This is a genomic window from Methylobacterium sp. CM6257 (assembly GCF_054611515.1).
Genome location: NZ_CM137735.1, coordinates 3116463 through 3137757, shown reverse-complemented (window position 1 = coordinate 3137757; position 21295 = coordinate 3116463). Strand labels below are relative to the sequence as shown.

The window sequence follows — 21295 nt, the reverse complement described above, 5'->3', positions numbered from 1 at the left end:
GAACGGTCCCCTCGGCGATTCTCCTCGCGCGATGCGGCCTGAGCGGCCGCGGACGGGGAGGGCGGCATGGATGCGGGCGCGCTGGAATCCGGTAGGCACCTCGGCCGGGCCCATACCCGGGTGGAGGGCCCCGACAAGGTCACCGGCCGGGCCCTCTACAGCTCCGACCTCACCGGGCCGGAGACCGACACGGCCCACGCCGCCCTGGTGACCAGCACGGTCGCCCGGGGCCGCATCACCGGGTTCGACCTCGACGCCGCCGAGCGGGTGCCGGGCCTTCTAGCGATCTTCACCCATCGGGACTTCGCGGGGGCGGTGGCGCCGGTGAAGCACCTGATGGCCGGCGGCTTCGCCAACAGCGCGCACCGGCCCCTCGACTCCGACGCGGTGGCCTATGCCGGCCAGATCGTGGCGCTGGTCGTGGCCGAGACGCGAGAAGCGGCCGAGGCGGCGGCGGGCGCGGTCCGGGTCGCCTACGCGGCCGAGCCCGCCGCCGGCGGTTTCGACGCGCCCGGCGCCGAGACCGTGCGCCTCGCCGACCTGAAGTCCCATCACGAGGACATCGAACGGGGCGACGCCGAGGCGGGCCTGCGGGACGCGGCGGTGCGGGTCGAGGCGCGCTACGAGACCCCGGTCCAGCATCACAACCCGATCGAGCTGTTCACCACCCGGGCCGCCTGGGACGGCGAAAGGCTCACCGTGCACGAGCCGACCCGCTACGTCGGCGCCGTCCAGCACGGGCTCGCCGCGCAGCTCGGCCTCGACCCCGCGCGGGTGCGGGTGGTGGCGGGCCTGATCGGCGGCCATTTCGGCTCGAAATTCGCGCTGTCGCAGCACACGGCCCTCGTCGCCCTGGCGGCCAGGCGCCTCGGTCGGCCGGTCTCCCTGGTGCCGAGCCGGCGGCAATGCTTCACCATCGCCAATTACCGGCCGGAATCGCGCCACCGCATCCGGCTCGGCGCCGACCGGACGGGCCGGTTCACCGCCCTGGTGCACGAGGCCGAGACGGTGACGTCGCGCTTCGACCCCTTCGTCATGGAGGGCGCGGAGGTGACCGCGAGCCTCTACGCCTGCCCGAATATCCGGACCGAGGAGCGGGCCGTGCGGGTCGACCGCAACACGCCGGGGCCCATGCGGGCGCCCCCGGAGGTGCCGTTCCTGTTCGCCCTGGAGAGTGCCGTCGACGAGCTGGCGGTGGCGCTGAATTTGGACCCGATCGCCCTGCGCCGGGCCAACGACACCGCGATCGACCCGGTCACCGGCAAGCCGTTCTCGACCCGACCGCTGATGGCCTGCTTCGAGGCGGGCGCGCGGGCCTTCGGCTGGTCGCGCCGGGGGCCGCGCCCCGGCGCGATGCGCGAAGGATCCTGGCGCGTGGGCCTGGGCTGCGCCACCTCGGTGCGGCCGGTGAAGATCGCCGCCGCGACCCTGCGGGTCCGGCTCGGTCCGGACGGGTCGGCGGAGGTGGCCTGCGCGCACCACGAGATCGGCAACGGCATCACCACGCTGCTCGCCCTGGGTGCGGCGGACGGGCTCGGCGCGGAGGTGGAGCGGGTCACGGTCCGGCTCGGCGACACGGACCTGCCGCCGGCGGGCATCTCGGGCGGATCGAGCACGACGACGAGCCTGATGAGCGCGCTGGCGCTGGGCTGCGGGCAGATCCGCGAAGCCCTGGCGCAGGCCGCGACCGGGCAGGGCGGGCGCCTCGCCGGCCGGGATCCGGGCTCCTTACGTCTTGCGGGCGGGCGGCTCGTGGCCCCGGACGGAACGGGAATCGCGCTCGCCGAGGCGGTCGGGCCCGCGGGCGTCGAGACCGTCGCGGAATTCGTGCCCGAGGGCGGCGACCGGGAGAAGGCGCTGGCGGGCCTGCGCGGCGGCCATATCGGGCTCAGCCTGGGCGGGGCGGAGAAGGCTGTGTCCTGGGCCTTCGGGGCGCAGTTCGCGGAAGTCCACGTCCACGCCGAGACCGGGGAGATCCGGGTGGCGCGGCTCACGGGCGCCTTCGCGGCGGGGCGGATCCTCAACCCGCTGACCGCGAAGAGCCAGCTCATGGGCGGGATGATCTGGGGCCTGGGCTCGGCGCTGCTGGAAGAGACGGTGGTCGACGGCGCCGCCTACCGCAATCCGGACCTCGCCGAGTACCTCGTTCCCACGGCGGCCGACGCGCCGGAGGTGGAGGTCCTGCTGGTGCCCGATCCCGACGACCGGGTGGATGTCCTCGGGCTAAAGGGCTTGGGCGAGCTCGGCATCATCGGGGTGAACGCGGCCATCGCCAACGCCGTCTACCACGCCACCGGCCGCCGGATCCGCAGCCTGCCGATCCGGTTGGAGGACGTGGCGTGATGGGACGGCAGGCGCGGACATCCAACCCAAACCCCTCATCCTGAGGTGTGGCGCAGCCGCCTCGAAGGAGGGCTCCAGGGACCGCGCGGCCGGCTGGAAGCCTCCTTCGAGGCCTGCGCTACGCTCCGTCATCTCAGGATGAGGGAGAGAGTGGGACCTGGCCTGAGAGTGGGACGGCGGCGCCGGCCTCATCCGCAGTACCGTCATCCCGGGGCCGCGCAGCGGAGCCCAGGATGACGGCGTACATCGGCAGCGGCGCGCGATGAGCGGCGCCCTACTCCATCGTCGGCGCGAGCTTCTTGACCCCCTGCACGTCGTCGCCGAGCCACGCCGCGTTCTTGGCGGTGCCGTCGAAGGTGGCGCTCGTCTTGAACAGCTCGTACTTGCCCTCCAGCGCGTAGGGCTTCGAGCGCGACAGGAGCTCGGCCACCGCCGCCTTGTCCATCGGCTTGAAGGTCTTCACCGCCTCGAACGCCTGGTCGAGGTCGCGCTGGTTCTGGATGCCGGTGATCACCACCGAGACCGGCAGGTTCAGCGAGAAGTGCAGGTACTCGATCGGCTTGATCGGCGCGTCCGCCTTCAGGATCACCCCGTCGCCGAAGGTCTTCATGGCGAGCGGCGCGATGCCGTTCTGCACGAGATACGGCAGCACGAGGTGGCTGAACGAGCGGAAATGCGCGTCCATCACATTGACGGGCATCTGCACCGAGTCGAAGTGGAAGCCGCGCTCGGCGGCGACCTCCAGCATCTGCAGGTGGATGCGCGGATCCTTGTGACCGGTGAAGCCGATGTAGCGCAGCTTGCCCTGCTTCTTCGCCTCCAGAAACCCCTCCATGGCTCCGCCCTCGGCGAAGACCCGGTCCGGGTCATCGTAGCGCAGGATCTCGTGGTGCTGGACGAGGTCGATTCGGTCGGTGCGCAGGCGCTTCAGCGAGGTGTCGATCTGCTTGAGCGCCTCCTCCTTGGTCCGCCCGTCCATCTTGGACATCAGGAAGACCTTGTCGCGGTAGCCGCCCTGGGACAGGGCGACGCCCATCCGCAGCTCGGAGCGGCCCTCGTTGTAGTCCCAGCAATTGTCCATGAAGGTGATGCCGCGATCGATCCCGGCATGGATCAGCCGCGTCGCCTCGTCGTCGGTCACCGCGCTCTTGCCGAGGTGGAACCCGCCCATGCCGATCGCCGAGATCTTCTCCGACGTCCGGCCGAACGACCGATAGAGCATCTCGCCCCGGCGCTCGCCGGGATCGGTGACGAAGGGCAAGTCCGCCGGGTCCCGCGGGCGGGTGTTGGGGAGGCCGGGGGCGTTCACGGCCGCACCCGCGCTGCCAACGCCCGCCAGGCCTGCGCCTGAAAGTCCCGCGCCGAGCACGGCGCCCTGAAGGAAGCTGCGGCGTTCCATCGGCTGTCTCCGCTCAAAGATGTTGGGATCGGGGTTGGAAACGGTTCGCGCCGGGTCATCGTTCGATCTCCTCAGCGAGGCGGCCTGCCGCGTGGAACAGGCGCAGGGCGGCGCAGGCGGCGCCGTAGCCGTTGTCGATGTTGACCACCGTGATGCCCGGCGCGCAGCTCGCCAGCACCGCCCCCAGGGCGGCGCGCCCGCCCGCGGCGACGCCGTAGCCCACGGAGGTCGGGACCGCGATCACCGCGCCCGCCACGAGGCCGCCGACGACGCTCGGCAGCGCCGCATCCATGCCGGCGACGACGATCACCACCGGATGCGCCCGGATCTCCTCGAGCCGCGTGGTCAGCCGCCACAGGCCGGCGACGCCGACATCCGCGAAGAGCGACGCGGCCCGGCCGGCATAGGCCAGCGTCCGCAAGGCCTCGCGGGCGACGGGCACGTCCGAGGTACCGGCCGCCACTACGGCGACGCGGGCCGGGCCCGCGATCCGCGGCGCCTCGCCGAACACCGCCGTGCGCGAGACCGGGCAGTAGTCGAGCCGCGCGGCGTCCCGGAGCCGGTCGCGCTTCTCCGGGTCGAGGCGGGTGAGGAGCAGCGAGGCGCCCCGGGCTCCGGCGACCTCGAGGATCGCGTCGATCTGCTCGGGCGATTTGCCGGCGCAGAAGATCGCCTCCTCCAGCCCGATCCGCTCGGGCCGGGCGAAATCGAGGGTGAATTCCTCCGCGACGCTCACGACCGGGCCTCTCGCTGCTGCACCAGGAAGGCGCTGCCGACCCGGTAGGGCGCGAACCGGACCGGGCCGGCGAGACGCGCCGGCGCGATGTCCCGGATGCCCGCCCCGAGCGTTTCGCGATCCTCCGCAGCCAGGGCCGCGAGGCTCGCCGGATCGAGTTCCACCACCACGCCCTCGGCGCGCACCCGGCACCGGACCGCGCGCTTGGCGCCGCTGTCCGCATCGAGCGCCCCGCCCACCAGCCGCTCGACGGCGTGGATGAAGCCCAGAATCTCCGGCTCGATCGCGATGCCGGTCTCGACCCGGCTCGACAGGCAGGGCGCCGCCGGCAGCTCCGCCACGGCGCCGAGGCCGAGGTCGCGGGCGAGCGCCCGGACGGAAGCCTTGTCGAATCCGGCCTCCACGTAGGGGTGGCGGACGCCGTGCTCCCGGGCGGCATCGAGGCCGGGGCGGTATTCGCCGAGATCGTCGCGGTTGGCGCCCGACAGGATCTGCCGGTCTGTGACGCGCCGGATCGCCCCGTACAGATTGGTCTTGCAGAAGAAGCAGCGGTTGACCGGGTTCGCCCGGTAGGCCGGGTCGGCGAACTCGCCGGCCTCGATCACCCGCAGGGCCCAGCCCTCGCGGGCCCCCTCGGCACGGACCCGCGCGGTCGCCTCCTCCGGCACGGCCGGCGAGACCGCGTGGACCACCAGGGTCGCGCCCGGCGCCAGCCGGTGGGCGAGGGTGGCGAGCGTCAGGCTGTCGACCCCGCCGCTCACCGCCACCGCGACGGGGCCGAGCCCGGCCAGGACCGATTCGAGATGCTGGCGCGTCACCGCTCCTCCTCCGGCTGCTGCGCCGGCTGCTGTTCCAGGGCGAGGCGCTCGGCCTCGCGGCGTAAGGCGACCCGGACGGCGTGGCCCGGATGGTCGCGGGCGTCGTCGGCCTCGGCCTTGGCGGTGCGCCCGCCCGGCCGATCAACGATCTTCACCCGGACCGGCCGGCCGGCATGCTCCACCGTGCGGGCCTCACGGTCGAGCACCGCGCCCGCCACCCGGTGGTAACGCAGGCCGATCGTGGTGGTCTCCCGGAAGCAGGCCTCGATCGCCGCCTCCAGGCTCTCCGGACGCACCAAGGCCTGGATCCGGGCCATCATCCGGCCCTTCTTGCCGATGACCGGCATCTGCACGACGTCGAGGATTCCGGGCTCCCCGCGCAGCCGGTCGAGGCCCAGGGCGAGATCCTCGCCGGACTGGTCATCGACCTCGAAGGCGATGACCGTGAGCTCCCGCCTTCCCGGACCGGCGGCTGCGTCCTCCAGCACCAGGGCGCGCAGGCAGTTGCTCAGGCCCGGCAGGACCTTCGTGCCGAAGCCGATGCCGGTGCGCCCGAGGATCCCCCGGGGCCGGGATCGCCCGGGATCGTTGCCGCAGAGATGGCGCAGGATCGCCGCGCCGGTGGGGGTCACGCGCTCGCCCGGGATACCGTCGTCGAGGGTGGAGAACCCTTCGAGCAGCAGCGTCGTGGCGGGGGCCGGGACGGGGAGGGGGCCGTGCTGGGTCCTCACCCGGCCGGAGCCCAGCGGCAGGGCCGAGACGCTCCAGCTCCGCACCTCCAGCGCGGCGATCAGGTGGGCGGCGGCCACGATATCGGCGATCGAGTCGAAGGCGCCGACCTCGTGGAACGCCACCGCCTCGACCGCGATGCCGTGAACCCGCGCCTCCGCGTCGGCGAGGTGGCCGAAGATGCCGAGCGCGTGTGCCCGCACCGCCGGCGCGAGATCCGCCGCCTCCAGCGTGGCGCGGATCTCCGACCAGGGCCGATGGCCGTGGTCGGGCCCGTGATCGTGCGAGTGGGCATGATCGTGGTGCGCGTGGTGGGCGTGGTGATGGTGTTCGTGACGGGGCGGCGCGTGGCCCTGCCCCGCGCCGGGGGCCGAGACGGCGAAGCGCAGCCCGCTCAGGATGCCGTCGTTGTGCGGCCGCGCCGCGCAGGCGATCCGCGCATCGACGGCCCGCACGCTCGCGCGCACGCCCTCCTGGTGCTCGGGAAAGGCGTCCAGCAGGGCCGCGGCGAACATGTCGCCGGCCACGCCGCCGAGCGCGTCGAGATGGATGTGCATCGTCTGTCGGTCGGCCCGTGCCGGAAGGAAGGTCCCGCTCAGATCGGCCGCATCGGCCCCAAGGCAAGGTTCGGCAGGCCACCGCGCCGCCGCGGCGTATCGCCCGCCGCGCTCAGGCGAGCTGCAGGTAGGCCGGATCGAACAGCCCGCGCTCCATCAATCCGTCGAGGTCACAGATCGTCAGGCGCCGGCTGCGCAGGGCGATCAGGCCGCTGATCCGCAGCTCCTTCAGGGTCCGGTTGATGTGCACGCTCGTCTGGCCGAGCGCGTCGGCGAGGTCCGGCTGGGTCACCGGCATCGGCAGGGTGTTCCCGTCGGTGAGATCGACCCGGGCGAGTCGCCAGTGCAGCTCGCAGAACAGGTGCGCCAGACGCTCGATCGCCGAGCGGCGGCCGACGCTGGCGATCCACTCGCGGTGGATGGCGATGGTGGAGAGCATCTCCCGCCACAGGCATTCCTCGACGGCCGGCCGGCCTCGGATCGCGTCGCCAACCTGGTCCGGCGCGATCCGGGCGACGGTGACCGGGGTGAGCGCCGCGATGGCGTGGTCCATGCGCGCCCGGCGGAACACGAACGGGTCGCACATGTCGCCGGGCAGGAGCAGGGAGACGATCGCCCGCCGGCCGTCCGGGAACTGCTTGTAGCGGCAGGCCCAGCCGTCGAGGACGAGATGGGTGTGGGTCGGATCGCTGTGCTGCCCCTCGATATCCTGACGCGGCGCGATGTGGCGGACGTGCTGGCGGGCGAGGCTGTCGAGCAGGGCGCGGTCCTCGGCTGCGAGCCGGACGTGCCGCTCCATCTTTCGCACGAACGGGTTATCCACGTCCTTCTCCGGTCAGATCTCAGCCGCGCCTGCGCCCTGCGAGCCGGCCTCACGCCGCCGGTCCGACGCGTCGAGGCGCGACGCGGCCGGGACCGGGCACCCCGCCGCGTCGCGCCTGACGGCGCGGTCCCGCGGCGGGCAAGCCGCGTCGTCCCGCCCGGCAGCGCCGTCGGAGATATCGATGAAGAATTGCAGCACGGATATTTCTACTGGCAGGGGGGCAAACCGTCTTCCGAACCTCAAGGTCCGGAACTTCTTGATTGGCTTGTGCCCGGGCCGGGAAAATGCGCGCCAACCTGTGTTAAGTCGCCTCTCCGGACTGTTCGCGACGGGCGAGACAAGTCCCGGATCGTCTCCGGCACCGGTCCGCGGCGTTGTCACGGATTCTCTCTGAGACCCCTATTCCGCGGCGGCGCCCACCGTGTCGGCCATGCGGGCCCGGCGCGCGCCCAGGGGCCGCGGTTCGCCGACCGTGGTGTCCTCGGCAGTCTGGTGCTCCATCTCGGCATTCACCTGGGCGCCGGCCAGCACGATCATGGTCGAGAGCCAGATCCAGGTCATGAAGCCGATCGCCGCCCCGAGCGAGCCGTAGGTCTTGTTGTAGCTGCCGAAATGGGCGACGTACCAGGAGAACAGGGCCGAGGCGACGAGCCACAGCACGGCCGCCAGGGCGCCGCCCGGCGTCACCCAGCGCCAGCGCGGCGCGTCCCGGCTGGGGCCGTAGCGGTAGAGCAGGGCGAGCCCGAGCAGGACCGCCAGGAGCAAGGCCGGCCAGCGCAGCCACGTCAGCCACCACGCATTCGTGCCGAGCCCGACATAGGCGAGCATCACCGGCAGAACCACGATCGCCGCCAGCGCCAGGACGAGGAACAGCAGCGCGCCCGCCGTGAAGGCGAGGGAGACGAGGTTGAGCACGAGGAAATTGCGCTTCTCGCGCTCATTGTAGACGAGGTTGAGCGCGTCGAAGACGTGCTTCACGCCGCCGTTGGCGCTCCAGACCGACAGGGCGACACTGATGAGCAGGCTGAGGCCGAGGGTGGTGTTGCCGTTCTCGTTGAGCCGCTTGACCTGGTCGCCGACGATCTCGATGGCGCCCTGGGGGAGGAGGCCCTGGAGGCTGGCGAGCTGGTCGTTGATGGTCGAGGCGTCGGCCACGAGGCCGTAGCAGGACACGAGAGCCGCCACCGCCGGGAAGATCGCCAGGAGCGTGAAGAAGGTGACGCCGGCCGCGATCAGCGACAGGCGGTTCTCGCCGATGTCGTGATAGGTGCGCAGGGCGATGTCCTTCCAGCCCTTGGCCGGGATCTCGGTCGGCCCCGCGGCGCCGCGGCCGCGATCGGCTTGGGTCCGGGCGACCGCCTGAGCCTCACCGCCCGCATGCGAGGGTGAGGGCCGGCGCGCCCCGTCCTGGCCGGACGTCCTCTCGATCGGCCCCTCGATCGGCCGCGCCGACCGGCGCGGCAGGGCGACCAGGCCGATCAGCGCGGTGGCCAGCGCCAGCGTCCAGACCGTCGAGGCGTGCCCCTCCGGACCGGCGGCCTCGGTGCGGGCTGGATCGGGGGCTGGCATGGCGGACCTCGGCGCGCTTCGAGACAACGTCAGGGCGGACATTCGGGAGCGCGTTCGGGAAGGCCCGTCCGAATGGCCGCAGTTGGAATGGGGAACGCCGCTCCACGCGCAACGGTTCGCCCTGCAGTTGCAACGCGATGGGGAGCGCGGACATGGGGAGCGCGGACATGGCGCGCCTGAACGGCGGCACGGTCGTCATCACCGGGGCCTCGAGCGGCATCGGCCGTGCCGCGGCCGATGCCTTCGCGGCCCGGGGCGCCCGGGTGGTCCTGGCCGCGCGCCGGGCCAGCGTCCTCGACGACATCGTCCGGGCGTTGCGTGCGGCGGGCGGCGAGGCGCTGGCGGTCCCCACCGACGTCACCGATCCGGGGGCGGTCGAGGCGCTGGCCGGAGCCGCGATCCGCGCCTTCGGGGGCATCGACGTCTGGATCAACAATGCGGGCGTCGGCGTGTTCGGGCCCCTGCTGGACGCGCCGCTCGACCTGCACCGGCAGACGATCGCGGTGAACCTGCTGGGCGCACTCCACGGCGCCTACGCGGTGCTGCCGCACTTCCTCGACCGGGGCCGGGGCACGCTGATCAACACGGTCTCCATGGGCGGCTGGGCGCCGACGCCCTTCGCGGCCGCCTACACGGCGAGCAAGTTCGGCCTGCGCGGCTTCTCGGCGAGCCTGCGCCAGGAACTCGCCCGGCACCGGGACATCCATGTCTGCGCCGTGTTCCCGGCCATCGTCGACACGCCGGGCCTGGAGCACGGCGCCAACGTCACCGGCAAGCGGCTCAATCCCGGCCATCTGTTCTACGCGCCCGAGACCGTGGCCGAGACCTACCTGCGCCTCGTACGGCATCCGCGCGACGAGGTCGCGGTGGGTTGGCCGGCCCGCCTCGCGCAGGTGGGCTACGCCCTGGCCCCGTATTCGACCGAGCACCTCATGGGCCTCGGCTTCCGCCGCGCCCTCGACCGGGCCGATCCGGGCCCACGCACGCACGGCGCCCTGCGCGAGCCGGTGCCCCAGGGGACGGGCACCGACGGGGGCTGGCGGGCCCGCAAGGGCGTGCCCGATGCCGGGACGCTGAGCGCCGGCCTCGCTGCTGCCGGAGCCTGCGCGGCCCTGCTGGTCGGGGTCGCGGCGGCACGCCGGCTCGGCGCCCGCGGCTGATCCGCGTTCCGGGAGATCGGTTAACCCATGTTGCGGCATGGGCGGCCGGTGCGCGCCACAACCGGTCCCACGGGCGCAACCGGCCCGCTCGCCGACGACCGGACCTTATGCCCGACACCGAAGGCTCATCCCTCCTCGATCCCGCCGAGGACCTCACGGAGGACCCCGCCGAGGATGCCCGATACGGCCTGCCGGAAGCCGTGCGGATCCACCTCGGGACCCTGCTCGGCCTCACCTATGACCGGCTCGGCCCGGCGCCGGGGGCCGCCTCGGACCGCTTCGCCGACCTGCTGGCTCGCCTCGACGCCGCCCTCGCGCAGGCCGAGGGCGAGCGGGAGGCGACATTCCGCGCAGGGCTGCTGGAGGTGGTGCCGGCGCTGCACCGCTTCGCCGTCTCGCTGACGCGCGACCCGGCGACGGCCGACGACCTCGTGCAGGACACCCTGTTGCGCGGCTGGCGCGGCCGGGGCGGCTTCTCGCCCGGCACCAACCTGGAAGCGTGGCTGTTCACGATCCTGCGCAACGTGTTCTACAGCCAGCACCGCAAGCAGGGCCGCGAGATCGCCGACTCGGACGGCAACCATGCCGAGCGGCTGACCAGCATCCCGGAGCAGGGCGGCCATCTCGACCTCCAGGACGTGCGCGCCGCCCTCGACCGGCTCGCGCCGGTGATGCGGGAGGCGCTGGTCCTCGTGGCGATCGAGAACCTGAGCTACGAGGAAGCCGCCGCCGTGATGAACTGCCGGATCGGCACCGTGAAGAGCCGGGTCTGGCGCGCCCGCGAGCAGCTCGCGCGGATGCTCGGCTACAGTGGGGCCGAGATCGGCAGCGACGGCGTGATGCTCTCGGTGACGGGCGCCTCGGCCTGATCCGCCCCCGAGACGACGCGAATAGCCCTTCCCCGATCCGTCGACCCCGGCCAAACCGAACGGTCGGGCGGGCTTCACCATGAATTCGGTCGACGGGTTTTTCCAACGCCGAATACGCCTATCCGGCACTTCTCCAGCTGTATTCGGCGTAAAATTTGACTTAGGTAAAAGCGCCCAGGGTCGCTCCTGGGCGATATGAAACGGGTTGGGTCGCTCCGTCGGCTCGGCTCGGCTCCCGTCGGCGCGACATCCCCCCGATCCGCCGGCGGGAGCCTTCTCGGTCCCTCAGGTCGAGGCGCCGCCGGCCCGGTCCGCGTCGAGCTGCTGGAGCAGCTCCGCCAGCCGCGGATCCAGAGCCTCGTCGATCACCGGATCATACATCGCCCGCAGCTGGTGACCGAGCCGCAGGCGCGTCGGCCCGTCGAGGACCGGGCTGCTGCTCGGGATCGGGACCACCCGGAGGGCCTTCGGCGCGGAACCGGAGGCTGCAGGTGCGGGACGTCTCGGGGCGGCGCGCTGGCGTTCGGGCTGAGGCATGCCTTCTACATCGGCCCGCACCCGCGCGGCGGCAACCACCCGGCGGCGCGAAGTCTCAGGCGTCGTCCTCGGGCGCGAACACCTCGCCCTTCTCGGCCAGGACGGTGTCGGCCGCGTCGCGGGCCAGCTCGTCCGGGTCGGGGCGCCCCACGGCCCGCGCCAGCGCGCGCTCCCAGCCGGGCGGAAGGGCCGGGCCCGTCCCGGCGAGGATCTGCCCGACCCGGCGGCAGACCTGCTCCCAGGCCGCCGCATCCATGCCGGCGAAATCGGTTCCGAGGTGGAGTTCGGTCCCGGCGCGCGCCGCGGCCGCGGTCCATTCCGGCGGGGGAGAGGGCGTGTCGGTCATGGCTGCAGGGCCTCCCGCGAAAGATCCGGTGCGTCGGAGCTGAGATAGGGCGCGCCCGCGCCGGCGGCCGGATGTCAGCGCAGCCCGCGGGCGGCGAGTTCCTCCGGCACGAGCGCGGCCGCGTCCTGGCGCGCCAGGATGGCATCGAGCGTGGTCGGGCGGTCGCCCCACGCGTCCACGCCGACGTCGCAGGAGCGGGTGGTGTCTTGCAGCCGGCCGTGGCTGTGGCCGTAGAGGTGGCGCGTGTCCCGCCAGAGGCCCGGCCAGGCCCGGTGCGCGTAATGCGACAGGAACAGGCGGTGCTCCCGCCCCTGCGCGTCCGGGACCGACAGGCGGATGCTGTCCACGGGGCGTTCCGCCCAAGGCAGATCCAGCACGCGGTTCGAATCGTGGTTGCCCCGGACGAGGCGCTTCGTGCCGTTCAGCCGCGCGAAGATCGCCGCGCAATGCGCCCGGCTCGCATGGGCGGCGAAGTCGCCGAGGTGCCAGACCGCATCCTCCGGGCCGACGACAGCGTTCCAACCGGCGACCAGGGCCTCGTCATGGGCCTCGACGCTGCCGAACCGCGCCCGGCGCTGCCGGAGGATGTACGGATCGCCGAAATGCGTGTCCGCGGTGAAGAAGATCGTCATGGTGCCGAGAGGAGATCCGTGATCGCAGCCATCCGATACCGCCGCGGCCCGCCCTGCGGTTCCGGAGCGAGGTGGGCCGGGTCGCGCCCCGAGCAAGGCTGCGCCGCATCCTGCCCCCGGACCGCGCCCCGGTCGCAGGCTCTGACCGCCGCGCGGCGCGGGGCCGGCCGCGCCCTGGACAGGCGGGTCCCCGATGGGAGATGAAGCGATGCTCGATCCCGAGATCTACGCGCATCTTCTGGCGGCGGCCCAGGCGCATCCGCCGCTGCGGGCCGCCCTGGTGCAGGCCGGCCCGATCCGCATCGCACCGCCGGCGCACCGGCACGTCGCCGACCGCCTGTTCGTCGAGGTGGTGAACCAGCAGCTCTCCACCCGGGCCGCCGCGGCGATCTGGGCGCGGATCGAGGCCGCAGCCGCGGCGGCGGGCTCCAGCCCCCGCGGCCTGTTCGAGGCCGGCGACGCGGATCTGCTGCGAGGCTGCGGCATCTCGGGCAACAAGATCCGCGCCCTCCGGGCGATCGTCGCGGCCGAGGCGGCGGGCCTGCTCGGCCCCGATCTCGCGGGCCGGCCGCATCCCGAGCGCGCCGCGATCCTGTGCGGCATCCGCGGGGTCGGCCCCTGGACCGCCGACATGGTCGGCATCTTCCACTTCCACGACCCCGACATCTGGCCCGAGGGCGACGTGGCGGCGGTGGGCTGCCTGCGCCGTCTCACCGGCGACGCGGATACGCGCGCGGTAGCGGCCGGCTTCGCGCCCTACCGCTCGATCCTGGCCCGCTATCTGTGGCACATCAAGGACACGGCCGTCGCGCCCGCCGAGCCCGCCGCCTTCGCGGCGGAATCCGGGTGACGGACGGCCGGGGATCGGCTATCCGTCGGCGCCTCCCGGGCCCGTAGCTCAATGGTTAGAGCCGGCCGCTCATAACGGTCTGGTTGCAGGTTCGAGTCCTGCCGGGCCCACCATCCGGGTTGCGCGGCCTAACATCCGATCGGCCCGATCCCGCTGATCGCCGGTTCCTTGATGCCGGCCGTGCCCTCGACAGGACGCGGCAGAAGGCGGTCAGTGTCACACCACTGGACTGCACCCACGACGCCTGAGCGCCAGCGGGTCAGGACGAAGTACGGCTTCGGCTCGCCGAGCTGGCCGGACACGGCCGCTTGCCCGGGCATGCTGGGCGGGAAGGTGCAGCGCGGCTGCCAGGGGCTCTGGTCCGGCGGCTTGACGATGGTCCGGATCGGATCAAAGGCGGCCGAACGCCCCCATGCGCGCGTCGAACAAGCCAGCCTCTCGCGGCGCGCAATGTCGCACCGCCGTCACATCGAGACCAAGCATCCGAACAGGATCAAGGCTTCGAAAGCGATCCAGCCGCCGAACACGAGGACGAGCTCCCAATCGGTCTTTTCCCTGGTTTTCGTCAAAGCGTGCATGTTCGACCTCCTCGCGGTGCCTTCTGCTCCGCAAGCGGCTTGCTCCAACGCGACGGTCTCTTACGCCCACCAATATTCAACCAGAATCTCGGGCGACGTGCAATTACGCACCCGGCCGGCATTTATCGAGCGATCGATAAATCTTCATTCCGAACTCCAATGTTGCGGCGCAGCAAGTATTGCCAGACATCGCCGGATCGGGCGGAGGGACGGCCGCCAGGCCATCCCGTTCGGAACCCATCGACCGTTCGCGGGTCTACGGGACAGTTCTCATGGCGTGACAACTTCCCGCCCGCCCGGCTCGCCGCGGCGGGCTTTTTTCGCGGGCCGCCCGGATCGCGGCTCCGTCCCGTGCATGGGAGCCGTGCCTTCGGGCATCCGTGCCCCGGAGCCGTGAGGCAGCGCAGGTTGGAGATCGCGCAGAGCAGGCCCCCTGACGGGCGTCGCATTTTTTGAGGCGCTCACGGGGAGGTTGATCGCCCCGCTACTGCTTCGACATTCACGACGGTCGTTCCAGCCCCACACAGAGGGGACCGAGTGTGCGAACTTCGATGCCGCGCGCCGGGACGCGATGATCAGCCTGCCGGAGATCGCCCGCTGGACCATCCCGAGCGACGGCGACAACCAGGCCTTCACCGTGCTGGTCCGCGACGCCAGCGGGGCGGTCGTCTACACGGCGACCCAGACCTTCGCCGCCCTGACGCTGAACGGCGCGACCGCCGCGGAGCGCAGCCCGGCGTCTTGAACGGGAGGCGGCCCCCGACGTTGGTTCCACGTCGCTCGAGAGAGTCGGCGCGAGAAACGTTCGAGGGTGCGCAGATGAAGACGTTGATCCCCATGGCCGCCGCAAGCCTCCTGGCGCTGGGCACGGCCGCTGTCGCCGCCGAGGGAACCGCGGCCGGCGATGCCCAGCACGGCGTCCGCATGCAGGGCTCGCCGAACGCGGCGGGCTATCCTGGAAAGGGCGAGACGACGGGCACGACCCGGGCCGGAAGTCCGGGCTCGGAAATGCCGCAGCAGGGGGGCCGGATGCAGGGACCGCCGAATGCGGCGGGCTTCCAGCAGGGCAACGGCGCCCCAGCGGGCGGAACGTCCGGCACCTCCGGCCGCTGAACCTCCGAGTGCCGCGGAGCCCTGCCGTGCCGTGAGGCGGGGCGCCCGCGGAGCCGGAGGTGCGGTGACCCTGCGCGGCCGGGAGAGCCCGCTGCGCGGGCGTCATCCCGTCGTCATCGGACTGGCCTAGGGCGCCCCTTCCTGCCGAGGCGACCCGTTGTGTTCACGCGATGAATTGGTTTGACCTGCCCGAGGACGTCCACCCGCCGGCGGCCGACGAGAGCCGGATGCGAATGTACATCACCGTGGGGCTGATCGGCATCGGAGCCCTCGGCTTGGTCGATGGGATGCTGCACATCCTGCCTGCCTGACGGCCGGTGCCGTCCCGGCGCAGGTTCGGATGACGCGCGTAGAGTGCCGGCAGCACCACCGGCCTCAGCAGGGTCGCGCGGCTCAGGCCGCCAGTTTGAGAACCCAGCCGTAGAAATCGGCCCAGCTCTCGGTCCGGGCCTGCGGGTTCGGGGCCGAGGCGGCGATCTCGGCCATGACCTGCGCGCGGACATCCCGCGGTGCGCAGCCGAATTCGGCCCGGAAGGCCTGCGCAAAATGCGCGGGGCTCTCGAACCGCCAGCGATACGCCACCTCGGAAATCCGGGCGAAGCGCCCGTCACCGGTGGCGAGCTCCCGGTAGGCTCGGGCGAGCCGGCGCTGGCGGACGTAGCCGGAGATCCCGCCGAGGGGGACGAACAGGCGATACAGGGCGCTGCGCGAGACGCCGAATTGCCGCCCGAGCCTCTCGGCGTTCAGGTCGGGGGAAGACAGCTCGGCCTCGATGAAGCGCCGGATGGCGAGCAGGAGTGGCGTGCGTTCCGGATCCTGGGCGACCCGCTCGTCTTCGGGCAGGCCGAGGGCCGCCGCACCGAGCAGCACCGCCGTCGCCTCCGCGGCCGCGGAGGCCTCCCGCGCCGAGAACCCGGTCGCGTGCACGCCCAGGGCGCGCAGGTGATCGTTGATCATCCGGCCGAACGGGGTCGAACCCCGGATGACCGCCCCGTGAAGGGTGTCGAGCGCGCCCTGATTGGCGCCGAAGAGCGGGCGCGGCAGCACGACCGTGAGAGCCTGGTAATCCGTGGAGCGGGCAGAGAGGGGCCGCGACAGGTCGAAGAGGCAGATGTCCCCCGGATCGCACTCCCGCTCGCTGCCGCCGATCTCGATCCTGGATCGGCCGGAGAGGCGCACATGGGCGAGGATGTGATCGACGCCCATGCGGGCCACCAGCGAGCGCTCGCGCGCGAACCGGAGCCCCGAGGCGCTCGCACGACAGAGGATCGCCTTGCCGAGGTGCTGGACATGCGACTGCCCGCGGAACTCGTCCAGATCCTCCTTCCGGATCGTGAAGTCCCAGAACGGCGCGACGGCATCGCGCCAAGCCGCGGCCTGATGGAGGCCGGGGCTTTCACTCCTGAGCTGCAGGACAGGATTCGATCGCATCGCCCGTGTCACGCATCCCGCATCTGGAGTGCTCGGCTCACCGCTTCCCGTACGACGATTCCGGCTCCGAAGAAAAGCGACCCCGGGTTCTCAATGGTCGTGTCTCCCGGCCCTGCGCGGAAATCGGCGGCCCGGACGGAACATCCCCGATCCAACACCGGATACGGCCGAGGACGATCGATCCGCATCACCGCACAAGTCCGCATGACGGGCTGTTGGCCCGGATACAAGAAGTCCCGCACGCCGTGTGCGGCCGCGGGACTGAAAGTTGCACGGTTTGAGTGGCCGGTGATTTCGGCGCTTACGGTTAACGTTGCGTTACCGTCCGCTCGGAGCCGCACCACTGCCGGTGGCGCCGTTGCCGGTGCTGGAATCGCCGGCGGGGGCGCCGGGGGACGAGGTGTTGCCGTTGGGCGTGCTCTGAGCGGCGGCCAGCCCGGCATTGCCGGCGACGAGCGCGAGCGCGAGCAGGGCGGATTGAAGGGTTCGGCTGGTCATGGCTCTCCTGGGTCCCGATCTTCGGTGCTGGAGCATCGTCCCGAACGGTGGCTGCCGGCCTTCGGGGTGAAGACGATGCACGACGAAGAGATCGCGCATCGGCTTGGTCCCGATGTCCGGACGATGCGCTGGCCTGCGCCGGCATGGCCTGGATAACGGGCCGCTCCCCCACTCGTTCCGGCCTGCGCCGCACTGGCCGCCCCGGACGTCGGCGGGGCCGGGCAGGCGCGGGGGGAGGACCGCAACCCGTGAGGTGCCGCGGGCCGGCTCATGAAGGAGGCAGCCCCCGCGCGACGAACCGCCAGCCGCGTCCGTCCGACTGGGAACGCGCGCGCCGCCCGCCGGCTTGTCCGAGGGTCGAACCCGGGGAGCGCGGCGGTGAAGGTGTTCCGGATCATGCAGGCCGCAACGGGCACGATCCTCTGGATCGGCGCAGCGCTCGACCCCCTGAGGGCCCTGGACGCGATGGCCAGCGCCGCCGGCTACCGCGACCGCACCCGCATCCCGGACCACCTGCGTGCCGGCGGCCTCCATGTCGAGGAGGTGGAGGCCTGAACCGGATGGCGGCCGCCAATCCGCGGGCCCTGCCCGGCGGAATCGGAGAAGTCCCATGACCAAGCTGTTCATCGCACAGGTGCGCACGGCAAACGGCCCCGAGCCGCTCGTGACGGTTCGGGCGGAGGCCGAGGGCGAGGCGCGCCTGTTCCTGACGGCGGCCTACCCGGACGCGGAGATCGCCGGTATCGCCGAGCCCAGCGACTGGGCGAGCGATGCCGATACCGGCTCCCGGGCCGGCGACATCCGCGAGCATCCCGGCGTCGCATGGCAGCCGCCGTCCAGCCTGGCCGGATGAGGCCGATCGCGCCCCGGCCGGCGCACGCGCGTGTGGACGGTCCCGCGAACCGGCCGATTGACGACAAATGTAGCGGCAGGGTTCACGGGTCGTCAGCCCGCAGCCCCGAGGCTGCGGCATGATTTCCGACGATCCGACACCGCGGCTCTTCGCGGCCGCGGCCTCCCTCACCGGCACCGGGGTCCTGATGTGCCGCTCGGAGCCGACCTGGGACGGGATCCTGATCGGCCTGCTCTGCCTCGGCCTCTGGGCCCTCGGGACCCTCGCGGCGCGGCCGATGCGGCTCACGAGGCCGGTGCCGCCAAGGCGGCCGATGGTGCTGGAGGCTGTCGCCGTCGAGACGCCGCGGGCCGCGCCGGAGCTGCTGCCGGCTCCGCCGCGCGCGGCCCGCGGCGGCAGCCCGGTGGCCCCCTCCCGCCTGCCCGAGGTGCCGACCCATCGGCAGCGGGTGATCGAGCGGTACACGCGTCAGCGCCGGTAGAGCGGGTCCGCGGCTACCCCGGGCGCTCATATGCGCGGCACCGGGCGCCCGGAACGGGCCGGACGCGGAACCGCCGCGCCCATCACGCCCATTCTCAGCAGGCCGCGGCGCGGCCCGTCGGTCCGACCGCCTCCGGCAAGGATTGCGATCCATGCTCGATCGACCCATCACCGGCTTGGCCGTGTGGCTCTCGAAGCCCGTCGGCTTCCTGGCGACCTGCTTCACGGTGACGGCGGGCCTCGGGGCCGGCGCCCTCCTCAGCTTCAACGACCATTGGGCGCCGGTCTTCAACCTGTTCCTGTCGGTTGCCGCCATGCTCCTGGCCGGCGTCATCCTGGTCGCCGGCGCCCGCGACACGGGCGCCATCCAGATCAAGCTCGATGAGCTGATCCGCGCCGTCGAGAACGCGGATGATCGCCTGGTCGGGATCGAGGCGCGCAGCGCCGAGGAGCTAGCCCTGATCCGGCAAGGCCAGCATCCGGTCCCGGACCCGGAGCCCTGACCGTCACCTGCCCCCGGACCGATCGCGAGCTTCTGCCGCAGCGCCGATGCCGCGCGCGCCGCGTTGCCAGAAGCCAACCCAGGAGACAGCATGGCCGACAAGGCAGACGTGACGACCTACACGGTGAAGCAGGCGCTGGCCGCCAAGGTCGCGGATCACATCGAGATCGCGGTGGAGGCCCAGGACGGCACGAAGCTGAAGCTCAAGGCGACCGCCGACCAGCTGGACGCCCTGGTGGGCGATCTGGAGACCATCCTGGACGCCGACGACGCGGAGGGCGAAGCGGCCTGAGCCGCGCCCGGAAGAGAGACCGGCTCGGCGCGGGAGCGCGTCGAGCCGCGCAGGGCGGGACGGGAGTCCCGGCTCTCCCGAGACGGCGGATCGGTGCGCGCGCCGAAGCCCCGACATCGCCGGAAGGCCGCCGGACGGAGCCCGGTCGCGCACGAACCGGTTCGATCTGGTCGAAGACCGTTCTGGGCCCAGATCATTCTTGATATGGACCGTTCCGAAGCATCGGAATGCGGAGGCCCCGGGTGTCTCGCTACGTCCTCGCCATCCAGGATGATCGGTCAGTCCTGACGGATCCGGCGCGCCCGGCCGGCCTGCGCGCCGCTCCCGGGCCGCGGCCGCGCGGCCCGGGAGCGGCGCAGATGCCGTGACCGGTCCGGAGATCGACATGGCTCCTTCCCCGCCTCCGGCGCCCTATCGCCTGCAATGCGTCGTCCATCGCGAGAGCGCCAGCGGCATCATCATCCACGACGAGCAGATCCTCGGGTCCACCGAGGCCACGGCGGTCGCCGACGCGAAGGCGCGCTTCTCCGAGCTGCTCGCCGGCCGTTCGGGCTCGGCAGCCCTGAGGGACGCGGCCGGGCGGGTCGTCTGGTCGACGCGGCAGAACGCGCCGCCTGCGACCGAAGGCTCCGACCTCAAGCCCCTGTAGGGTCCCGCCCTGGCAGGTCGCGGCCGGTGCGGCGCGCAACGCTCTAGCGGCGCGGTTCCAGATCAATCACCGGGCCGCCCATATCGAAGAATTCGTCCTCGAACGGAAGACCATCTTCGACCTCCTCCGCCTGCCGGCGCCCAAGAGGCACGAGCGACGACAGTACTCCGAGGCACAATGCTCCGGCAACGAGGGCAACCAGGATCGCGATGCTCATGACGGAACACTCGGGCGCAGCGTGCGCGGTGCATCAAGCACCGGCAAGATTAAGGGCAAGTTCCTGGGACGCGCAATGGAAATCGGCGCGAGCACGGCCCTGGAGCACGCGCGGGGAAGCGGCCCCCGGCTTTCCGGAATTCTGACGCGATGACAGAAGGATAGGGCGCTCCGCCACTCGCCCGGCATGGCAGCACGCCCTGGGCCCGACGCGCAGTGTCCGACCTGCGCCCGGGTGCGGGAGACGCGCACCCGGCGGCTGCCAGGCCGGCAGCGGCGGGATCGGCGACGCTCCGAGCCTGATGCCGGGTGGGTGATTCGGGTCTAGCGCCGCGTCGGGACCTTGTCTTGCTGCCGGCTGACCTCGTCGCGCACGCCATGGCCGGCCATCAGGATCTCGGTCATGAAGGCGCCGATCGCCGCGACGGTGCAGACCAGCGCCACTCCGAAGCACGCGAACAGGATCGAGGCGGTGGCGGCGTCGCGCAGCGCGCCCACGAACAGGGTCAGCACGGCCATGCCGATCAATCCGCCACCCAGCGAGGCCAGGACCACCGCCACGTCGAGGACGAAGGAGCGGCGCCGCAGGAATGTCAGCCGGCGGGACAGGCGCTCCGCCTCGGCGGTCGTCGCCTTTGCGGCCTCCGCCGAGAGGGAATCGACCTTGTCGGATATCCGGCCGAGACGGGTCGAGAACACGTTGAGCAGCGTCGCGAGTGCCGAGAGCAGGAAGGCGGGTGCGAGGGCGACCTGGATGATGTGCGCGACGCTGTCGGGCTCAGTGGAGTTGATGGAGAAGCCGAACATCTTCGCGCTACGCTCGCGGGCGCGTCACGACCGTCCAGTGCTGGGAGCCGCCCCGGCGGGCGGCGGATGATCGCGAACGCAGCATGCCGGAAGGCTCACCACAGGACACCCTCCGCGTGCAACCCGGCCACCAGCAGAAGCAGCGCCGTCAGGAAGGCCACCGCGAGATAGGGCGCGGGCGTGTCCGTCACCGGAGCCTCCACACCCGCGGAGTCGTGGCCACGATCGCCAGGACGTAGAGGGCGACGCCGAGCGGCGTCCCATAGGCCACCACGGCGACGCCGATTCCGATCCAGGCGGCCAGAAGAGCCAGCATCGAGAGCAGTGCGAGCGGGTTCATGCGCGTCTCCCGAGAGCTTGGCCGGGCGGCAAGGCCCCGACCGGCACCGGTTCGGTCCGCGCCGCCGCGGCGGTGAGGGTGGACCGGAGGGGCGGGGCGGCGCTCTGCGCGAAACACATCAACAACATGGATCGACGGGGATCAACCTGACACGGATCGACCTGGGAC

29 protein-coding genes and 1 tRNA gene are annotated in these 21295 nt (G+C 72.2%); 15 read left to right on the top strand and 15 right to left on the bottom strand.

The genetic code is table 11. From position 1 onward, the window contains the following. The first annotated feature begins 66 nt into the window (after positions 1-66). Entirely contained in the window at positions 67-2343 is a 2277-nt protein-coding gene (locus tag ACYCO6_RS15340) for a xanthine dehydrogenase family protein molybdopterin-binding subunit (RefSeq protein WP_459772667.1), read from the top strand. Between the two features lie 274 nt (positions 2344-2617). Here the strand turns inward: ACYCO6_RS15340 and ACYCO6_RS15335 are convergent, their stop codons facing one another. From ACYCO6_RS15335 to ACYCO6_RS15305, 7 genes are all read right to left on the bottom strand, one after another. Next, positions 2618-3742: an aldo/keto reductase gene (locus tag ACYCO6_RS15335; protein ID WP_459772665.1), complete on the bottom strand. Its 1125-nt coding sequence runs from the start codon at positions 3740-3742 to the stop codon at positions 2618-2620. 55 nt (positions 3743-3797) lie between these two features. Continuing rightward, positions 3798-4478 (bottom strand): nickel pincer cofactor biosynthesis protein LarB, encoded by a 681-nt coding sequence (larB, locus tag ACYCO6_RS15330; RefSeq protein WP_459772664.1) that lies wholly within the window; start codon positions 4476-4478, stop codon positions 3798-3800. Next, positions 4475-5296 carry an ATP-dependent sacrificial sulfur transferase LarE gene (larE, locus tag ACYCO6_RS15325; protein WP_459772663.1) on the bottom strand — a complete coding sequence of 274 codons (822 nt, stop codon included), beginning with the start codon at positions 5294-5296 and terminating at the stop codon, positions 4475-4477. Before larE ends, larB begins: the two co-directional genes overlap by 4 nt. Further along, entirely contained in the window at positions 5293-6582 is a 1290-nt protein-coding gene (gene larC / locus ACYCO6_RS15320; RefSeq protein WP_459772661.1) for a nickel pincer cofactor biosynthesis protein LarC, read from the bottom strand. The genes larE and larC overlap by 4 nt, the downstream gene beginning before the upstream one ends. A gap of 112 nt (positions 6583-6694) precedes the next feature. Continuing rightward, on the bottom strand, positions 6695-7405 hold the full coding sequence (locus ACYCO6_RS15315; protein ID WP_459772659.1) for a Crp/Fnr family transcriptional regulator: 711 nt from the start codon (positions 7403-7405) through the stop codon (positions 6695-6697). Positions 7406-7417: 12 nt separating this feature from the next. Further along, the gene (locus tag ACYCO6_RS15310; protein WP_459772657.1) at positions 7418-7603 is read right to left on the bottom strand and encodes a hypothetical protein; all 186 of its coding nucleotides are present in this window, start codon (positions 7601-7603) and stop codon (positions 7418-7420) included. A gap of 201 nt (positions 7604-7804) precedes the next feature. Further along, on the bottom strand, positions 7805-8974 hold the full coding sequence (locus ACYCO6_RS15305) for a YihY/virulence factor BrkB family protein (RefSeq protein WP_459772655.1): 1170 nt from the start codon (positions 8972-8974) through the stop codon (positions 7805-7807). Between the two features lie 167 nt (positions 8975-9141). Here ACYCO6_RS15305 and ACYCO6_RS15300 point away from each other — a divergent pair, with 167 nt between their 5' ends. Beyond that, positions 9142-10134, top strand: a complete 993-nt coding sequence (locus ACYCO6_RS15300) for an SDR family oxidoreductase (protein ID WP_459772654.1) — start codon at positions 9142-9144, stop codon at positions 10132-10134. Positions 10135-10241: 107 nt separating this feature from the next. Further along, positions 10242-11003, top strand: coding sequence for a sigma-70 family RNA polymerase sigma factor (locus ACYCO6_RS15295; protein ID WP_459772653.1), 762 nt, complete (start codon positions 10242-10244; stop codon positions 11001-11003). A 285-nt stretch (positions 11004-11288) separates the two neighbouring features. On the opposite strand, the gene ACYCO6_RS15290 is transcribed toward ACYCO6_RS15295, so the two are convergent. The 3 genes from ACYCO6_RS15290 to ACYCO6_RS15280 all read right to left on the bottom strand — a co-directional run bounded on the left by ACYCO6_RS15290 (position 11289) and on the right by ACYCO6_RS15280 (position 12518). Further along, complete coding sequence (locus ACYCO6_RS15290; RefSeq protein ID WP_459772651.1) at positions 11289-11540, bottom strand: hypothetical protein; 252 nt, start codon at positions 11538-11540, stop codon at positions 11289-11291. A gap of 55 nt (positions 11541-11595) precedes the next feature. Further along, on the bottom strand, positions 11596-11886 hold the full coding sequence (locus ACYCO6_RS15285) for a hypothetical protein (RefSeq protein WP_459772650.1): 291 nt from the start codon (positions 11884-11886) through the stop codon (positions 11596-11598). Positions 11887-11960: 74 nt separating this feature from the next. After that, a complete protein-coding gene (locus ACYCO6_RS15280) occupies positions 11961-12518 on the bottom strand; it encodes a metallophosphoesterase (protein ID WP_459772649.1) in 558 nt (185 codons plus the stop codon). Positions 12519-12726: 208 nt separating this feature from the next. Here ACYCO6_RS15280 and ACYCO6_RS15275 point away from each other — a divergent pair, with 208 nt between their 5' ends. The 5 genes from ACYCO6_RS15275 to ACYCO6_RS15255 all read left to right on the top strand — a co-directional run bounded on the left by ACYCO6_RS15275 (position 12727) and on the right by ACYCO6_RS15255 (position 15370). Further along, positions 12727-13368: a DNA-3-methyladenine glycosylase family protein gene (locus ACYCO6_RS15275; protein ID WP_459772648.1), complete on the top strand. Its 642-nt coding sequence runs from the start codon at positions 12727-12729 to the stop codon at positions 13366-13368. 37 nt (positions 13369-13405) lie between these two features. Continuing rightward, positions 13406-13481 (top strand) — tRNA-Ile (locus tag ACYCO6_RS15270). Positions 13482-14517: 1036 nt separating this feature from the next. Continuing rightward, positions 14518-14691, top strand: coding sequence for a hypothetical protein (locus tag ACYCO6_RS15265; protein ID WP_459772647.1), 174 nt, complete (start codon positions 14518-14520; stop codon positions 14689-14691). 74 nt (positions 14692-14765) lie between these two features. Then, positions 14766-15059, top strand: coding sequence for a hypothetical protein (locus ACYCO6_RS15260; protein WP_459772645.1), 294 nt, complete (start codon positions 14766-14768; stop codon positions 15057-15059). 170 nt (positions 15060-15229) lie between these two features. Next, a complete protein-coding gene (locus tag ACYCO6_RS15255) occupies positions 15230-15370 on the top strand; it encodes a hypothetical protein (protein WP_459772644.1) in 141 nt (46 codons plus the stop codon). Between the two features lie 82 nt (positions 15371-15452). Here ACYCO6_RS15255 and ACYCO6_RS15250 read toward each other — a convergent pair whose 3' ends face one another. Next, positions 15453-16490: a helix-turn-helix domain-containing protein gene (locus ACYCO6_RS15250; protein WP_459772642.1), complete on the bottom strand. Its 1038-nt coding sequence runs from the start codon at positions 16488-16490 to the stop codon at positions 15453-15455. 318 nt (positions 16491-16808) lie between these two features. Continuing rightward, a complete protein-coding gene (locus ACYCO6_RS15245; protein ID WP_459772640.1) occupies positions 16809-16988 on the bottom strand; it encodes a hypothetical protein in 180 nt (59 codons plus the stop codon). Between the two features lie 378 nt (positions 16989-17366). On the opposite strand from ACYCO6_RS15245, the gene ACYCO6_RS15240 reads away from it, so the two are divergent. The 7 genes from ACYCO6_RS15240 to ACYCO6_RS15210 all read left to right on the top strand — a co-directional run bounded on the left by ACYCO6_RS15240 (position 17367) and on the right by ACYCO6_RS15210 (position 19764). Further along, entirely contained in the window at positions 17367-17543 is a 177-nt protein-coding gene (locus tag ACYCO6_RS15240) for a hypothetical protein (RefSeq protein WP_459772639.1), read from the top strand. 55 nt (positions 17544-17598) lie between these two features. Further along, entirely contained in the window at positions 17599-17841 is a 243-nt protein-coding gene (locus ACYCO6_RS15235) for a hypothetical protein (RefSeq protein WP_459772638.1), read from the top strand. 118 nt (positions 17842-17959) lie between these two features. Then, complete coding sequence (locus ACYCO6_RS15230; protein WP_459772636.1) at positions 17960-18322, top strand: energy transducer TonB; 363 nt, start codon at positions 17960-17962, stop codon at positions 18320-18322. 151 nt (positions 18323-18473) lie between these two features. Further along, positions 18474-18824 carry a low affinity iron permease family protein gene (locus tag ACYCO6_RS15225; RefSeq protein WP_459772634.1) on the top strand — a complete coding sequence of 117 codons (351 nt, stop codon included), beginning with the start codon at positions 18474-18476 and terminating at the stop codon, positions 18822-18824. A 90-nt stretch (positions 18825-18914) separates the two neighbouring features. Next, positions 18915-19115, top strand: coding sequence for a hypothetical protein (locus ACYCO6_RS15220; protein WP_459772633.1), 201 nt, complete (start codon positions 18915-18917; stop codon positions 19113-19115). A 242-nt stretch (positions 19116-19357) separates the two neighbouring features. Further along, complete coding sequence (locus tag ACYCO6_RS15215) at positions 19358-19483, top strand: hypothetical protein (protein WP_459772631.1); 126 nt, start codon at positions 19358-19360, stop codon at positions 19481-19483. 17 nt (positions 19484-19500) lie between these two features. After that, positions 19501-19764 carry a hypothetical protein gene (locus ACYCO6_RS15210; protein WP_459772630.1) on the top strand — a complete coding sequence of 88 codons (264 nt, stop codon included), beginning with the start codon at positions 19501-19503 and terminating at the stop codon, positions 19762-19764. Positions 19765-19807: 43 nt separating this feature from the next. Here the strand turns inward: ACYCO6_RS15210 and ACYCO6_RS15205 are convergent, their stop codons facing one another. The 3 genes from ACYCO6_RS15205 to ACYCO6_RS15195 all read right to left on the bottom strand — a co-directional run bounded on the left by ACYCO6_RS15205 (position 19808) and on the right by ACYCO6_RS15195 (position 21127). After that, entirely contained in the window at positions 19808-19981 is a 174-nt protein-coding gene (locus ACYCO6_RS15205) for a hypothetical protein (protein ID WP_459772629.1), read from the bottom strand. 323 nt (positions 19982-20304) lie between these two features. Beyond that, entirely contained in the window at positions 20305-20787 is a 483-nt protein-coding gene (locus ACYCO6_RS15200; protein WP_459772628.1) for a DUF2721 domain-containing protein, read from the bottom strand. Positions 20788-20974: 187 nt separating this feature from the next. Then, positions 20975-21127, bottom strand: coding sequence for a hypothetical protein (locus tag ACYCO6_RS15195; RefSeq protein ID WP_459772627.1), 153 nt, complete (start codon positions 21125-21127; stop codon positions 20975-20977). Positions 21128-21295: the final 168 nt, after the last annotated feature.

Excerpts from the sequence above, each read along its gene's own strand:
- ACYCO6_RS15340 (WP_459772667.1), top strand. The coding sequence starts at position 67 with ATGGATGCGGGCGCGCTGGAATCCGGTAGGCACCTCGGCCGGGCCCAT.
- ACYCO6_RS15335 (WP_459772665.1), bottom strand. The coding sequence starts at position 3,742 with ATGGAACGCCGCAGCTTCCTTCAGGGCGCCGTGCTCGGCGCGGGACTT.
- larC (WP_459772661.1), bottom strand. The coding sequence starts at position 6,582 with ATGCACATCCATCTCGACGCGCTCGGCGGCGTGGCCGGCGACATGTTC.
- ACYCO6_RS15305 (WP_459772655.1), bottom strand. The coding sequence starts at position 8,974 with ATGCCAGCCCCCGATCCAGCCCGCACCGAGGCCGCCGGTCCGGAGGGG.
- ACYCO6_RS15300 (WP_459772654.1), top strand. The coding sequence starts at position 9,142 with ATGGCGCGCCTGAACGGCGGCACGGTCGTCATCACCGGGGCCTCGAGC.
- ACYCO6_RS15295 (WP_459772653.1), top strand. The coding sequence starts at position 10,242 with ATGCCCGACACCGAAGGCTCATCCCTCCTCGATCCCGCCGAGGACCTC.
- ACYCO6_RS15290 (WP_459772651.1), bottom strand. The coding sequence starts at position 11,540 with ATGCCTCAGCCCGAACGCCAGCGCGCCGCCCCGAGACGTCCCGCACCT.
- ACYCO6_RS15285 (WP_459772650.1), bottom strand. The coding sequence starts at position 11,886 with ATGACCGACACGCCCTCTCCCCCGCCGGAATGGACCGCGGCCGCGGCG.
- ACYCO6_RS15280 (WP_459772649.1), bottom strand. The coding sequence starts at position 12,518 with ATGACGATCTTCTTCACCGCGGACACGCATTTCGGCGATCCGTACATC.
- ACYCO6_RS15275 (WP_459772648.1), top strand. The coding sequence starts at position 12,727 with ATGCTCGATCCCGAGATCTACGCGCATCTTCTGGCGGCGGCCCAGGCG.
- ACYCO6_RS15265 (WP_459772647.1), top strand. The coding sequence starts at position 14,518 with ATGATCAGCCTGCCGGAGATCGCCCGCTGGACCATCCCGAGCGACGGC.
- ACYCO6_RS15260 (WP_459772645.1), top strand. The coding sequence starts at position 14,766 with ATGAAGACGTTGATCCCCATGGCCGCCGCAAGCCTCCTGGCGCTGGGC.
- ACYCO6_RS15255 (WP_459772644.1), top strand. The coding sequence starts at position 15,230 with ATGAATTGGTTTGACCTGCCCGAGGACGTCCACCCGCCGGCGGCCGAC.
- ACYCO6_RS15250 (WP_459772642.1), bottom strand. The coding sequence starts at position 16,490 with ATGCGATCGAATCCTGTCCTGCAGCTCAGGAGTGAAAGCCCCGGCCTC.
- ACYCO6_RS15245 (WP_459772640.1), bottom strand. The coding sequence starts at position 16,988 with ATGACCAGCCGAACCCTTCAATCCGCCCTGCTCGCGCTCGCGCTCGTC.
- ACYCO6_RS15235 (WP_459772638.1), top strand. The coding sequence starts at position 17,599 with ATGACCAAGCTGTTCATCGCACAGGTGCGCACGGCAAACGGCCCCGAG.
- ACYCO6_RS15230 (WP_459772636.1), top strand. The coding sequence starts at position 17,960 with ATGATTTCCGACGATCCGACACCGCGGCTCTTCGCGGCCGCGGCCTCC.
- ACYCO6_RS15225 (WP_459772634.1), top strand. The coding sequence starts at position 18,474 with ATGCTCGATCGACCCATCACCGGCTTGGCCGTGTGGCTCTCGAAGCCC.
- ACYCO6_RS15220 (WP_459772633.1), top strand. The coding sequence starts at position 18,915 with ATGGCCGACAAGGCAGACGTGACGACCTACACGGTGAAGCAGGCGCTG.
- ACYCO6_RS15210 (WP_459772630.1), top strand. The coding sequence starts at position 19,501 with ATGGCTCCTTCCCCGCCTCCGGCGCCCTATCGCCTGCAATGCGTCGTC.
- ACYCO6_RS15205 (WP_459772629.1), bottom strand. The coding sequence starts at position 19,981 with ATGAGCATCGCGATCCTGGTTGCCCTCGTTGCCGGAGCATTGTGCCTC.
- ACYCO6_RS15200 (WP_459772628.1), bottom strand. The coding sequence starts at position 20,787 with ATGTTCGGCTTCTCCATCAACTCCACTGAGCCCGACAGCGTCGCGCAC.
- ACYCO6_RS15195 (WP_459772627.1), bottom strand. The coding sequence starts at position 21,127 with ATGAACCCGCTCGCACTGCTCTCGATGCTGGCTCTTCTGGCCGCCTGG.